Genomic DNA, 12,568 nt, shown 5'->3' with positions numbered 1-12,568 from the left:
TGGTTAGTTCCTGGTAATTTGCCAGACTCTAGGAATACAATTACCACGGTTTAACAAAGATTGTCGCAAATCTTGCCAAACATTTGTAAACCAATTTTTTGCCCAGGATGTAGAATTACCACGATATCTACACAACATTCCCTGTTCTAACCTGGTTACACCAGCATCCCACCCATTAGCAATCCCAGAACGGGACTTTTCTATCCTTTCCTCAGATATGGGTAAACCAACACAGACAAAACTGCCAATTACCGGGTTCCCTTTTAAACTATGAGGGTTGTAAAATGCTTCTACACCACCGGGTATATGTTGTCTGTCTATCCATAGTGGTACTTCCCCTTGCCATATTTCTGTGTGGGATAGGATTTCTCCTTCCAGGAATTTTTCCCCTCTTGCTGTTCTCCCCAGTCTACTGATTTCCCACCCTATAAAACTACTCCCTTCTCCTAATTCTATGCGCACGTCTTGTCTATATCTCCCACCATTAAATACTATTGTCTCTTGAGGTAGGTATTCTAAACATGATCCTCTATCTATTTGGATGCTTACTTTTTGTTTCGCATACAACCCATTGCTCCGATAGATTTTATTGGCAGCTGCTGTGGTTATTAGTACGTCCGTCTCCGATTGTAAGTGAATTTTTGAACTCAGGCGATCGCCTGCTACTACACCTCCAGCGGTATGTAAAATCACACTGTGACATATTTTTTCACCTTCTGGGTAAAAAGGGCGTTGTACTTTTAAGGGTGCTTGATTGTGACTGAACATTAATTGGGTGGAGTTTTGACGTTGAGCATAGACTAACTCGAGTTTTCCATGCCAACTATTTTCCTGGTTGTCCATAAGTAAGGAAACGCTATAATTGACTACCTAGCCATCTACCAAAAACTATGACTGCCAAAGTAATTAGTATCTGTAACCTCAAAGGTGGGGTGGGTAAAACCACTCTAGTAATGACCTTAGCAGAATATTTAGCAGGTGACACCATATATGACAAACGGGTGCTTCTGATCGACTTGGATCCTCAAACTAATCTCACTAGTGCTATGATGTCGGAAGATTTATGGGAGTGGGAATATGACCAAAAGGGTTTAACTCTACCTTTTTTACTGAAAAATGTCGATTACTTCCTGGAGAAACCCCATAGTACAAGGTTCATTGTTCAAGACCAGGTTTCTAATGTCAGAAATAAAAACTCTTTTAACTGTCTGCATTTAATTCCTAGTAGTCCCAGACTATTTGATGTTCAAGAGTACTTACCAGCTAATGCTGTAGCTATTTTACATAACATTCTTACACCCTTAAAAGAACAATATGACTATGTTCTCATTGATTGTCCACCTAGCATCAACAATGTGATCAAAAGTGCCTTCTACGCTAGCGATTTTTGTTTAATCCCCTGTGTACCCAGTCGCATGTCAATTCATGGTCTGGAATTACTCCTGGAAAAACTCAGACTATTTAAAAAAGAATATGACCATCATATCACTCCTATGGGTACCATCATCTCCCGCTATAATGGTACTAATTCTCAAACACACAATTTGAATTTTATTACTGTTAATCCTCTATTACCTCCCACTTTTACGATCAAAATTCCAGAAAGATCGAAAATAGCTGAAGGATTGGATTTTGACCAGCAGTTAACCTATAAACAAAAATATGGTGATGTCCATGAAACCATGATAGCGCTAGCTAAAGAGTTTATGTACAGAGTGGATAACAGCACTGTTTTTCAATCAGTGATTGCCTAGTTACTTTGAATAACAGCTCTATCAAAAACACGGTTACTTGTATCAATAGCGTTAATTTCCATCCTATCTGCATAAACATCATAAGCAGCAAAACTCAAATCCCTAGTAGAGTATTCTGTCCATGGGGAGCGACCAACGGGACGACTTCCCGCACCTGCACCGCAAATCAGATAGGTTGTGCCATTAATGGGTTTAGTTCGCTCATAATGATGTTCGTGACCGTTAATGTAAAGTTGAACTCCATACTTTTGAAATATGGGGGTGAAGGTTTTGATGAAATTGGCATTGCTCCCATAAACACCAGAAGCATAAATTGGGTGATGACCAAATACAATCTTCCAAACAGCTTTGCTGGAGTTTAGTTCTTTATCTAACCAAATTAGTTGATTTTTCCAGTCCGCATTGCCATTGGTATCTAAAGCGAAAAACTGAACGTTTTCTCGGGTGAAGGTATAGTATCTCCCTAACATGTTAAATTTGGGATAATTCACTTGAGGCACACCATTATCGGTTCTAATGTCGTGATTGCCCAAGCAAGCATGAAATTTCACGCCTTTTTCCAGTAAGGGTTGATAGGGACGTTCAAAAACTGCTTCTACTTTCTCAATTTCCCCATTGTTATAAATGTTGTCTCCAGCCAAAATAACCAGGTTGTAGGGTTTTTTGCGATGATATTCATTCATCGCTTTTGCTACTGCATACTGTCCTTTATCTCCTGTCCCCGTGTCTGCTACGGAAACAAATCGCAGTAATGGTTCCTGGGGTTGGACATTCCCCGCTATGGCAGTCTTGGAGGTAGCATTTTGACTGTTTTTGTTAATCAGGTTTTTGCTTACAACAGTTAGTCCTAGTGTACCTAAACCGCATAGGAGAAAAAATTCTCGTCTTTTCATAGTCATAATATCGGTATATGTTAGTTAGTGTTCACACATTTAATTATGTCCCAAGATAAAAAGCCTAGGTCTAAACCACAATTGCCAGACACACCCCCCTTAGGAGGATACCATAAGAAACCGCTATTTTGGAAAATTTTAATTATTCAGGTGCTGCGTGGGACAATAGGAATTCTCGAGAGAATGGTAACTAGGTTGGAGACTTCTTCTTCTACGACTTCAGAAAAAGGAGGTCTCCTACTATGGGTTGTTCGCAAATGGGATGGGTTTTTACGGGGTTTTCGTCTGTTTTTACCTTCTAAGGTGGCTAATAATGTATCCGATAGTTTCTTAACCCTGATTTTTGTCTTTTCTGCACTATTGGCAATTGGTGTTACAGCAATTTCTTTGATTTCCCAAATCCATTCTCAACCAGTTCCCCAATTAGGTGAATCAATAGCTGATTCTATTGTTGAGGACAAATCTCAACCCCAATTAGGTGAATCAATAGCTGATTCTATTGTCGAGGATAAGTCTGAACTTCAATTAGATGAATCAACATCTGATTCTACTGTTGAGGACAAATTTGAACCTCAATTAGGTGAACCAACAGCTGATTCTATTGTTGAGGGCAAGTCTAAACCTGAATTAAGTCAACCAGCAACTGATTTTATCCTCCGATCACAATCTGAAATAGAACAAGTGGAATTAATACCACAACAGGAAGTAACTGCATTTATAGAAAAGCAGCTAAAGGGAATCACCGCAACAAGTATAATAACCAAAGATAAACAAAGAATAGAGCTGGAACTTGTTCAATCAATTAAAACTAATTTCCGTATAAGTGAGATAGTGATCAAAATAAATGAGGATTGGTATAAATTAGAATCTTCACAACAGGAAAAGTTGGCAGCAAAAATATTAAAGAGCTGTCAAGAAATGGACCTGATTCATGTAAAACTTGTTAATGCTCGAAATCAAGTAATTGCCAGAAGTCCGGTAATTGGGACAAAAATGCTCTTCTTCCAATTTCCCACTTCATAGGATATAATGGTTTACGGATTCTTGTTTTCTCGCATTTTTTTTAAAGACCATATTTTTACGCATTGGTAATTTATGACCCAAACCTTCCACGTAGAAATCAACCATCAAGGGAAAAAGTATAATTTAGAAGTTCCTAGCGATGAAACTATACTATCTGCTGCTGAACAAGCAAGACTAGACCTACCTTCTTCCTGCCACGCAGGAGTATGTACCACTTGTGCGGCTTTAATTATAGAAGGGACTGTTGATCAATCAGATGGTATGGGTGTGGGAATGGAACTTCAAGCACAAGGTTATGCTTTGCTTTGTGTCGCTAAACCTCTTTCAAACCTAAAAATTGAAACCGAAAAGGAAGATGTGGTCTATCAAAAGCAATTTGGTACAGCCAACTAACAACCGATAATTAATATTAATAATTACAATACCTTTACCAACATGACTACCCATTTTATTACCGCTGAAATAGATTTGCAAGAAACTCCCGCAGAATTACAGCAAACCATTGAAGCAGAAATCAAAAAACAAGGTCAACCCCTCCGCTGGGCCGTAACCTCTGTAGATACTACCAGAGAAAAGGCGACTGTGGAAGCGGTGGTCACCCGTTAACCTATAGGCTTAGTCTGATGCAACGCCCATACACCGCAATTCTTATTATACCAACCGGTATAGGCGCTACTATTGGTGGTTATGCAGGTGATGCCATACCCTTAGCTAGGGTCATGTCACAGGTATGCGATCGCCTGATCACCCATCCCAACGTACTAAATGGTGCAAGTCTATACTGGAATATATCTAATTCCTACTATGTAGAGGGATACGGTTTAGATAAGTTTGCCTCTGGAGAGTGGGGACTGCGCCCAGTGCGTAGTAATAGAATAGGGGTAATTTTAGACAAAGCCATAGAGCCGGATTTAATGCTGCGGCACTTACAAACGGTGGATGGGGCCAGAGCAACCCTAGGTTTAAACATTGTAGACAGTATAGTTACGGATACTTCACTAGGGGTAGAAATAGGTATATCAACCTCTGGAATAAGTTGGGGAACTATATCTAACCCAGATAGTTTGTTGCGGGCGGCGGCAAAATTGGTAACCACAGAAAAAGTAGAAGCCATAGCAGTAGTGGGGAGATTTCCTGATACTATGGAAGGGGAAGAAAAATATCGTCAGGGAAAGGGGGTAGACCCAATAGCAGGTGCTGAAGCTGTAATTAGCCATTTATTGGTGCGAACCTTTAAAATTCCTTGCGCCCATGCTCCAGCTTTAGCAACATCCCCACCCGAATTGGATTTATCACCTCTTGCAGCTGCTGAAGAAATAGGTTATACTTATATGCCATCTGTTTTAGTGGGTCTGAGTCGTGCACCCCAATTTATTACCAGTGAAAAAAACAAAAGTTTACCTGGGGATATTTGGGTAGAGGAGATTGACGCTGTCATATCACCTGCGGGTGCTTGTGGTAGTAGTCTGCTCATGAGCTTAAGTCAAATACAGTGTCAAATAGTCACGGTTACAGGCAATGAGACACTGATCACCGTACCGGCTGCATCTTTAGGAATCAAATCTACACAGGTATCCTCTTACTTAGAGGCAATAGGTGTATTGGCGGCTCATAAAGCGGGAGTAGATCCTCAAGCATTATTAAGAGAATAAATATCGCCCATTTTTTTATTTTTCCCAGCCGTTTGCGATAACTAATTAACATCCATTAATACCCGTGGTAGAGCAACAAAAACAAGAACCAGATATTCCAGAGCTTTCACGCACCCAAGTTCTAATAGCAATGGGAATAACAGCCATTATCCTATGGACAGTTGCCAAACTGTGGTTAGGGTTTGGAGACGTTATTCTGTTTAGGTTGTACTGGCAACCTACACACTTAGTTTGGGGTTTAGGATTGGGTTTTAGCATCACCATTTTCAGTAGTGTAGCCTATCGAATTTCTTCCGATTATCGTGAAAGTGCTGATTATTACCTTCGTATGGTACTTAAACCCTTAGCTTTACCTGACTTAATATGGTTAGGACTGCTGCCCGGTTTAAGCGAAGAATTGTTATTTCGTGGTGTAATGCTACCCGCTTTAGGAGCAGATAATGTAGCCGTGATAATTTCCAGTCTTTGTTTTGGAGTTCTGCACCTCACTGGTGCCAAACAGTGGCCCTACGTGGTGTGGGCCACAATTATCGGCATAGTTTTATCCTATGGTGCCCTATGGAGTGGTAACTTACTATTACCCATTGTGGCGCACACTTCCACAAATTGGTTGGCTAGTTATTTGTGGAAAAGATGGCAAATGGCAACATAGTAGTAGAAGGGAATCGCCGAAAAGCACAAAGGGAGTACTAACGGCGAATTCAGCTAAAAATCATCTATTAAACTGCTTAACCTATCAATTACAGGATCAGTTTTTTCCACTGGAACAGGTTGGGAAACAGATGGGTTAAAAACGCCCAAGCTTACTGATGAAACCACAGATTGGCCCTGATTGACCATGTTAGCCAGTTGGGCTACCTGTTGACTAAGTTGCAGAATATGAGATTCCCTGGACAAAAAACGCCGTTCAAGCTCTGCGACTTGACGTTGTAACTCACTGATTTTTTGATCTGGAGACACGGGGATTGTACCACGGGTGGGTGGAGAAGATTCCAACCCACATAGGTACTGCCAAAGAGTTTCCTTGCAGAGGTCACTAAAAGTCTTGCTAGGGTTTGCCTGCAAATAACTTTCCACCTGTGCTAGTAGACTCTCATCGCTAATCCCAGGATTAAAAGTTACAGATTTAACTGTTTTTTTTGACCACTGGAACATTGTTTTTATTGGTTAGCAACCCGACTAGTAGATAATTGGGCTTCACCATAAAGATATTGTCCCAAAGCATTAGCTTCACGAGAGGGAGCGGCTAAATAAGCATTAATTCTAGCCTCTTTGAGCAATCTTTGGATATCCGCCCAGAAGAACTCGCCGCCACCACCGGTGATAATTACATCGGTCACCCGGTCTGGTAACCAAGCTAACACACGAGAGCAAATTTCTCTAGAAAACTGCTCTGTCAAGTTGGGGAGGAAATCATCCAGGTTAGTTGGCTTAGTAGCACCTTTAGGACGATAGAAACGTTCACCTTTTGGTTTGTTCACAGCAGAAATAAGTGCTAAGGACTGACTATCAGCACCCTCGATTTCACCTGCAACTCTCTGATAGAACTCACTCATGGCAAAATCTTCACTTTGGGAAAGACCTCGGGCAAAACGGAAGTTATCAACCATGATTAGGTCAATGGTTTGATGACCAATATCCACAATTCCCACGGAAATTGTAGTTAAATCTGGAACTAATGGACTCTTATTTGGTTGAGATTCTGTCCACAGGAGACTACCATAACCCTCTGGCATTACCCAGACCTTAGTGATACTAATAAGTAAGGATTCACCCCGAAACTTAACAGTATGCGGACCAGTCAATAAGCTAACTAACTGTGCTTTTTCTTTTTCAAATTGTTCTAAGGAGAGGAAGGGTAGACCCAAAACCACGGAAATTTCGCCTTGTAATTTGAAGTAACCAACAGCAGCTAACACTTTTACCAGAGCATCTTCCACCTTGGATTTGCCAACCCCTAGATTGGCACCAAAGTCTGCTGCCAATTGACCGACTGCATAACCACTTCCTTGATATTCCAACCACAAATCTATTATGGGATCGGCAGTTTTACCTTCAAATACACCACTGCGTATCTCTTCAGTGGACATGTGCTTAACATTGGCGGGAATAAAAGCTACGGTTCCAGGTTCGCGACTGACACAGGTTTTAGTAGAGGTTCTACCCAAATCAACACTGAGGATATTTTTCCCAGAACTACTGGTTGGCTTGTGAGTAAGGCCGATGCTGGATACAGTTTGTTTGCTGATACCACTATTCATAGGCACAGCGGCCAAATTAATTGGATTAGCTGCGGGGGTTGGTTCTGTCATGAAGGCTCCTGTTTGTTAACTTAGTTGTCTTGATTTTAAGAGGTTATAGCTTTAGCTAGAAAGTTTAGGACATGAGTTGATGGATAAAAGTGAGATCCAGAGAAAGGTTCTGGCTCACCTCCACCCTCTTACAGGTGGCTACGACTATAGCATATTCACATAATTATCGAGTATGTTGACCTTTGCGCTTAAATACCCAAAGGAAAAATAATACCAATATACCAACCAAAACAATTTTTGATATGGGGTCTATGTATTTTTCCACAAGTTTATACTGGGTTCCCAAGAGGTATCCAGAATATGTCAAAAAGCCAACCCACAGTGCACTACCAAGGGTAGTATATAGCAAAAAGGGTAACATGGGCATGTTGGCCATTCCAGCAGGGATGGAAATCAAGGTGCGAATTCCTGGTACTAAACGACCTATAAGAACTGCTTTGCCACCCTGTCTATTAAACCAGGTTTTAGCCTTGTCAATATCATCGCTAGATATAGCCAACCACTTACCATATTTTTTAGCCAGTTTTTTCAACTGTTGTTCTTGTAACAACCTACCTGGATAATACCAGATTAGAGCACCAAGTGCTGAACCCACTAGTCCTGAAAAAAACACACCAATTATATTCAGTTTTGCTCCTCCTGGTTGATAGGGACTGGCTGTAAATCCGGCCAATGGCATAATCAGTTCCGAGGGGATGGGAGGAAACAGATTTTCTAGGAACATCAGCATAGCAACGCCTATATATCCTAGAGAGTTAATTGTGTTAGTAATCCATTCGAGCATACTGAATTGTTTGTAAGTGTGTTCTTGGTGGTTGATGGGGAATTAGGTTAATATGTCTCCTATTCCCCACAGTTTAGTCCATGGCCATTCCTAAACGCTAGAGGTTAGGGATTGGGACACAGATTCAGTCTGCCATTCTAACGGATTCCAAACTCTTTCTTCCAGGGCCATTTGCTCAATTAAGCTGGCCAGTCTCAAAGCTTTTAGAGCTTGTTCACCACCCACGGAGGGCTGATTACCTCCACGTACACAGTTGACAAAATGTTCCAACTCGGCACTTAAGGGTTGAATGTTACTAGTATAGACTTTTTCTATGATGCCATCTTGTCTATAAAGAGTCTGACGGTCGTTCTGGGGATTGGTATTTTGTCGATGAATAAAAATTTCATTGTTGAGAAAATCAGCTTCTGTAAATGAATTTTTGCAATGAGCGACGATGTGGCGAATTTTTCGGTGGGTGACCTTACTAGCTGTGAGAGTGGCCACAATGCCATTGGCAAACCCTAGGGTAGCAGTGACGTAATCTAAATATCCTGAATCTAGGGAACGTGTGCCATTAGCTGTTAATTTGACCACTGATGAACCAGCTAACTCCAACAGCAAGTCTATGTCATGTATCATTAGGTCTAGTACCACTGATACATCATTAGCCCGACTTGAATAGGGGCTCATCCTATGGGACTCTAGTGCTAAAACCTCTTCGGTCTTCAACACCTGGCTTAGTTCTCTAAAAGCTGGGTTAAATCGCTCAATGTGTCCTACCTGTAAAATACATTGGGACTGGGCGGCAGCATTTACTAGAGATTCTGCTTCAGGAATGCTCGCGGCAATAGGTTTTTCAATTAGTACGTGTATTCCAGCAAGCAAGCAGTTAATGCCTACGGCATAATGGAGTCTCGTTGGAACCACAATACAAACAGCATCTACATGGGGTAATAAATCACAGTATTCTTCAAAAAATCTAACTTTATATCTACTGGCAGTTTCTATTCCTCTCTCCACGTTAATATCAGAAACCCCCACTAGCTCCACATCTTTCATAGAACTGAGCAACCGGGCATGATGTTGACCCATGTTACCCACCCCAATCACCCCCATGCGAATTGCACGCGGTTGGGTGCGTTGTGAGTATAGGTTCGGTTCCGCAACTGATATACTATTGTTGTGCACTATTTTTTCTCCTCAACCACCAAATTAAAAAATGCTACGGCTGTTGGCAATTATACTAAACTGTCAAACATTATCCGTGCAAAACCATCCAAATGGTAACATAGTAGCCCAGTTTGTGAAGAATTTTAAAATTTTTTAAATTTATGTTTTTTATGTTCAATTCCCAATTTACCTTGAAGTTTACCAAAAATCAATTATGAAGGCTGTAATTCTTTTGTCCGGAGGTTTGGATTCCTCTACGGTCTTATATCAGGCTCGTGCAGATGGTTATGAATGCTATGCTATTTCTTTTGATTATCACCAGCGACATCGGCGCGAGTTACAATCAGCTATGTCTATCGCCCAATCCCTAGGAGTGGTTGAACATCAACTGGTCACTTTTGATTTACGTTCTTGGGGGGGATCAGCTTTAACTGATAATTCCATCCCTGTTCCTCATAATCGTCCCCTAGACCAAATGTCGGAGTCTATTCCTATAACCTATGTCCCCGCTCGGAATAGCATTTTTTTGAGCTTTGGTCTCGCCTATGCTGAAGCAATTAGGGCTGAACGGGTATATGTAGGTGTTAACGCTTTAGATTATTCTGGCTATCCTGACTGTCGTCCTGATTATATCCACGCCATGCAGGAGGTGTTCCGTCTTGGAACTAAACAGGGTCGGGAAGGAAAACCTATTGATATTATCGCACCCCTGATCAATCTGACTAAGACCCAAATTATCCAGTTGGGTAACCGCTTAGGTGTACCCTGGGAATTAACTTGGTCTTGTTATAGTGGTGGGGAACACCCCTGTGGTGTCTGTGACTCCTGTCAGTTACGTTGGGTAGCTTTCCATGAATTGGGTCTAAAGGACCCAGGTGTGTAGTTAATTTTGTTGTAATTAAGTGCGCCCTGCTGGAATCGAACCAGCCTGAAGACGAATTAGTTACCTAAATTACCCAATTACTCGGATAACTCGGCTGCAAAACCGTGCTTGCGACTTTCACCGCACACGGCTTCAAGCTACACCCAATATCTCTTTTTGAGATACCGTCATCTCTTGGTGACTTTCATGACAGTGATTATGTACTACTGCCTTGTTTTCCTTTCTGTTGTTGTTCTTATTTCCGTCTATATAGTGGATTTTAAGGTAGTCCTCAACTGTTAGGTTTTGACCACATAAGTAGCATTTACCCTCTTGTTGTGTTATTCCGAACTTGATGTCTTGAGGTGTTTCCGGGTGGTCAGCCATTCTTTTCGTCCAATAGACCCAATCTCTGTCATAGGGGCTTTTTATTCCCTCTACTTTAATGTGTTGGGCGTATGGGAACTCGTATAATGTGGGTACTGTGAAGAGAGTGTTTCCTTCCTTCCACCCGAAAGTACTAGTCTTTCTTGGTGTTTTATGGAATATCTTCTTGCGTATGTACCCGAGACCGTCTTTGGCAAATCTTTTTCTTCCCCAGTTTAGATACACTTTATCTAGCCTGTGGTTTTCCAATTCCCCAAAGGTTTCCCAGGAGTGGCTACCTGACTTGAAGTAGTTTGCCCAGCTTCTGATTATCCAGCTCAACCGCTTGATCATCATCGGGGGGTTTTTGTCGTGTCCCTGATTTAGAGTTTCTTTGATGTCATTCACAAATCTTTCCACGGACTTCTCCGATGGTTTGATTTTAGTTAACATTCCCGGAAATTCGCCATTGACTTTTTCATTGGATTTGTACTTGCCTATTTTATAGGTTCTGATGTTAAATCCAAGAAAGTCTAGTCCTGGTTTTTCCCCGTTGTATTCCTCCATGGTGTGACACATCCTGATCTTTTGTTGATTTAGGTTTAACCCTATTTCTCCTAACCAGGTCTCTACTTCAGTCTTTACTGCTTTGATGGTTTCTTCTTCCCAGTGTAGTACCAGGAAGTCATGGGCGTATCTTATGAGTCTAGCTTCCCCTATCTCCTCGACCCTACCTTGAGCCTGATTGGCACTTAGATATGGAAATTTCTGGGAAATGTGAGTTTCTAGTCCGTGTAGTGCAATATTTGCCAAAAGAGGCGAAATGACCCCTCCCACTGGCACACCTTTTTCCATTGGATGGAATACCTCGCCTATCATTACTCCGCTTTTCAGCCAAGCCCTGATTTGGCGTTCCATTATGGGGAAGGTGTTACACTTTTCTACTATTGCCTCATGTTTTACCTTGTCAAAGCAACCACTAATATCCACACTTAGGACATAGCTAGTTCTTCTACGGACTTGGCTCTCAATGGCGCTGATCGCATCGTGACAGCTTCTCCCTGGTCTAAACCCATAGTTATTGGGTTCAAATTTTGCTTCCCATTCCGGTTCTAGAGCCATTTTTGCCAAGGCTTGTTTGGCTCTATCTTCCATCTTTGAAATTCCTAGATTTCTGGATTCTCCATTGGATTTGGGGATTTCCATCCTCGTTAATGGAATTGCCTTTCCGTCTAGTTCCAGGTTTTTGGCTAGGTCGATTCTCTGGTCGCCATCTGCTGTTTTTTTACCCTTGTTATCCTGTGTGACCTTTTTGATTGCCAATAGTTTGGCGCTGTAGGAATTTATTAGGATTTTCTGATATTTAACAACAGAACTTTTATCACCAGTCAGAGATGCTTGATAAATCTTGGATTGTAACCGCGACACCTTGTACTGGATGTTATTCCAATCCAAACGTGTCCATACTGCTTCTCGAGCTTTAGTCATCGGCTTTCATCTTTGATTCACCTGAAATGTAGCCACTTACCTTTTGGCATATTCTACCCATTACAGGTAGACTTTGGCTTGAGGTAAGTTCCTTCCCAACTATCTTAGGCTTTGACTTAGCCTCCTTATAAAGGTTCACAAGACAGTTAGTTCCCAGTCTTTATTCACCAACCATTATTGTGTTCACTTAGGCTCCTACTTTCTACGGTGTGGTCTGTAAGGTCAGAGTTCCTATCACTCAACATAGGGGTTACTTTGCCACATTGAACTTTTGTTCGCAGT

Annotated in this window: 14 protein-coding genes; 7 read left to right on the top strand and 7 right to left on the bottom strand. The window is 41.5% G+C overall.

Features of this window, described 5'->3' with window-relative positions:
- Positions 1 to 3 precede the first annotated feature (3 nt).
- The gene (locus tag ASL19_RS05510) at positions 4 to 843 is read right to left on the bottom strand and encodes an urease accessory protein UreD (RefSeq protein ID WP_006275905.1); all 840 of its coding nucleotides are present in this window, start codon (positions 841 to 843) and stop codon (positions 4 to 6) included.
- 47 nt (positions 844 to 890) lie between these two features.
- Here ASL19_RS05510 and ASL19_RS05505 point away from each other — a divergent pair, with 47 nt between their 5' ends.
- Positions 891 to 1,754 carry a ParA family protein gene (locus ASL19_RS05505; protein ID WP_057177557.1) on the top strand — a complete coding sequence of 288 codons (864 nt, stop codon included), beginning with the start codon at positions 891 to 893 and terminating at the stop codon, positions 1,752 to 1,754.
- Here the strand turns inward: ASL19_RS05505 and ASL19_RS05500 are convergent.
- Positions 1,751 to 2,647, bottom strand: coding sequence for a metallophosphoesterase (locus tag ASL19_RS05500; protein ID WP_082604655.1), 897 nt, complete (start codon positions 2,645 to 2,647; stop codon positions 1,751 to 1,753). The two genes, ASL19_RS05505 and ASL19_RS05500, sit on opposite strands and share 4 nt — an antisense overlap.
- Before the next feature lie 45 nt (positions 2,648 to 2,692).
- Between ASL19_RS05500 and ASL19_RS05495 the strand changes: the two genes are divergently transcribed.
- The 5 genes from ASL19_RS05495 (at position 2,693) to ASL19_RS05480 (ending at position 5,974) form a co-directional block, all read left to right on the top strand.
- Positions 2,693 to 3,670 (top strand): hypothetical protein, encoded by a 978-nt coding sequence (locus ASL19_RS05495; RefSeq protein ID WP_057177555.1) that lies wholly within the window; start codon positions 2,693 to 2,695, stop codon positions 3,668 to 3,670.
- A gap of 72 nt (positions 3,671 to 3,742) precedes the next feature.
- Positions 3,743 to 4,063 (top strand): 2Fe-2S iron-sulfur cluster-binding protein, encoded by a 321-nt coding sequence (locus tag ASL19_RS05490; RefSeq protein WP_057177554.1) that lies wholly within the window; start codon positions 3,743 to 3,745, stop codon positions 4,061 to 4,063.
- A gap of 42 nt (positions 4,064 to 4,105) precedes the next feature.
- Positions 4,106 to 4,276 (top strand): hypothetical protein, encoded by a 171-nt coding sequence (locus ASL19_RS18140; RefSeq protein WP_006275910.1) that lies wholly within the window; start codon positions 4,106 to 4,108, stop codon positions 4,274 to 4,276.
- Between the two features lie 17 nt (positions 4,277 to 4,293).
- A complete protein-coding gene (locus tag ASL19_RS05485; protein ID WP_006275911.1) occupies positions 4,294 to 5,322 on the top strand; it encodes a DUF3326 domain-containing protein in 1,029 nt (342 codons plus the stop codon).
- 64 nt (positions 5,323 to 5,386) lie between these two features.
- On the top strand, positions 5,387 to 5,974 hold the full coding sequence (locus ASL19_RS05480; protein ID WP_057177553.1) for a CPBP family intramembrane glutamic endopeptidase: 588 nt from the start codon (positions 5,387 to 5,389) through the stop codon (positions 5,972 to 5,974).
- A 53-nt stretch (positions 5,975 to 6,027) separates the two neighbouring features.
- On the opposite strand, the gene ASL19_RS05475 is transcribed toward ASL19_RS05480, so the two are convergent.
- The 4 genes from ASL19_RS05475 to ASL19_RS05460 all read right to left on the bottom strand — a co-directional run bounded on the left by ASL19_RS05475 (position 6,028) and on the right by ASL19_RS05460 (position 9,573).
- A complete protein-coding gene (locus tag ASL19_RS05475; RefSeq protein WP_057177552.1) occupies positions 6,028 to 6,477 on the bottom strand; it encodes a hypothetical protein in 450 nt (149 codons plus the stop codon).
- Between the two features lie 5 nt (positions 6,478 to 6,482).
- Complete coding sequence (locus ASL19_RS05470) at positions 6,483 to 7,634, bottom strand: ParM/StbA family protein (protein ID WP_057177551.1); 1,152 nt, start codon at positions 7,632 to 7,634, stop codon at positions 6,483 to 6,485.
- Positions 7,635 to 7,797: 163 nt separating this feature from the next.
- Entirely contained in the window at positions 7,798 to 8,418 is a 621-nt protein-coding gene (locus tag ASL19_RS05465) for a DedA family protein (RefSeq protein WP_057177550.1), read from the bottom strand.
- A gap of 90 nt (positions 8,419 to 8,508) precedes the next feature.
- Entirely contained in the window at positions 8,509 to 9,573 is a 1,065-nt protein-coding gene (locus tag ASL19_RS05460; RefSeq protein WP_180981248.1) for a Gfo/Idh/MocA family protein, read from the bottom strand.
- Between the two features lie 211 nt (positions 9,574 to 9,784).
- Between ASL19_RS05460 and queC the strand changes: the two genes are divergently transcribed.
- The gene (gene queC, locus ASL19_RS05455; RefSeq protein ID WP_057177548.1) at positions 9,785 to 10,453 is read left to right on the top strand and encodes a 7-cyano-7-deazaguanine synthase QueC; all 669 of its coding nucleotides are present in this window, start codon (positions 9,785 to 9,787) and stop codon (positions 10,451 to 10,453) included.
- A 132-nt stretch (positions 10,454 to 10,585) separates the two neighbouring features.
- Here queC and ASL19_RS05450 read toward each other — a convergent pair whose 3' ends face one another.
- Positions 10,586 to 12,286: a reverse transcriptase domain-containing protein gene (locus tag ASL19_RS05450; protein ID WP_057177547.1), complete on the bottom strand. Its 1,701-nt coding sequence runs from the start codon at positions 12,284 to 12,286 to the stop codon at positions 10,586 to 10,588.
- Positions 12,287 to 12,568 lie beyond the last annotated feature (282 nt).

The organism is Cylindrospermopsis sp. CR12, from assembly GCF_001432185.1.
Taxonomy (GTDB): domain Bacteria; phylum Cyanobacteriota; class Cyanobacteriia; order Cyanobacteriales; family Nostocaceae; genus Raphidiopsis; species Raphidiopsis raciborskii.
The sequence above is the reverse complement of the archived record's forward strand: the minus strand, read 5'-3'. Positions and strand labels throughout refer to the sequence as shown.

What these genes read in the sequence shown, in the direction of transcription:
- ASL19_RS05510 (WP_006275905.1), bottom strand. Translation starts at nt 843, where the DNA reads ATGGACAACCAGGAAAATAGTTGGCATGGAAAACTCGAGTTAGTCTAT.
- ASL19_RS05505 (WP_057177557.1), top strand. Translation starts at nt 891, where the DNA reads ATGACTGCCAAAGTAATTAGTATCTGTAACCTCAAAGGTGGGGTGGGT.
- ASL19_RS05500 (WP_082604655.1), bottom strand. Translation starts at nt 2,647, where the DNA reads ATGAAAAGACGAGAATTTTTTCTCCTATGCGGTTTAGGTACACTAGGA.
- ASL19_RS05495 (WP_057177555.1), top strand. Translation starts at nt 2,693, where the DNA reads ATGTCCCAAGATAAAAAGCCTAGGTCTAAACCACAATTGCCAGACACA.
- ASL19_RS05490 (WP_057177554.1), top strand. Translation starts at nt 3,743, where the DNA reads ATGACCCAAACCTTCCACGTAGAAATCAACCATCAAGGGAAAAAGTAT.
- ASL19_RS18140 (WP_006275910.1), top strand. Translation starts at nt 4,106, where the DNA reads ATGACTACCCATTTTATTACCGCTGAAATAGATTTGCAAGAAACTCCC.
- ASL19_RS05485 (WP_006275911.1), top strand. Translation starts at nt 4,294, where the DNA reads ATGCAACGCCCATACACCGCAATTCTTATTATACCAACCGGTATAGGC.
- ASL19_RS05475 (WP_057177552.1), bottom strand. Translation starts at nt 6,477, where the DNA reads ATGTTCCAGTGGTCAAAAAAAACAGTTAAATCTGTAACTTTTAATCCT.
- ASL19_RS05470 (WP_057177551.1), bottom strand. Translation starts at nt 7,634, where the DNA reads ATGACAGAACCAACCCCCGCAGCTAATCCAATTAATTTGGCCGCTGTG.
- ASL19_RS05465 (WP_057177550.1), bottom strand. Translation starts at nt 8,418, where the DNA reads ATGCTCGAATGGATTACTAACACAATTAACTCTCTAGGATATATAGGC.
- queC (WP_057177548.1), top strand. Translation starts at nt 9,785, where the DNA reads ATGAAGGCTGTAATTCTTTTGTCCGGAGGTTTGGATTCCTCTACGGTC.
- ASL19_RS05450 (WP_057177547.1), bottom strand. Translation starts at nt 12,286, where the DNA reads ATGACTAAAGCTCGAGAAGCAGTATGGACACGTTTGGATTGGAATAAC.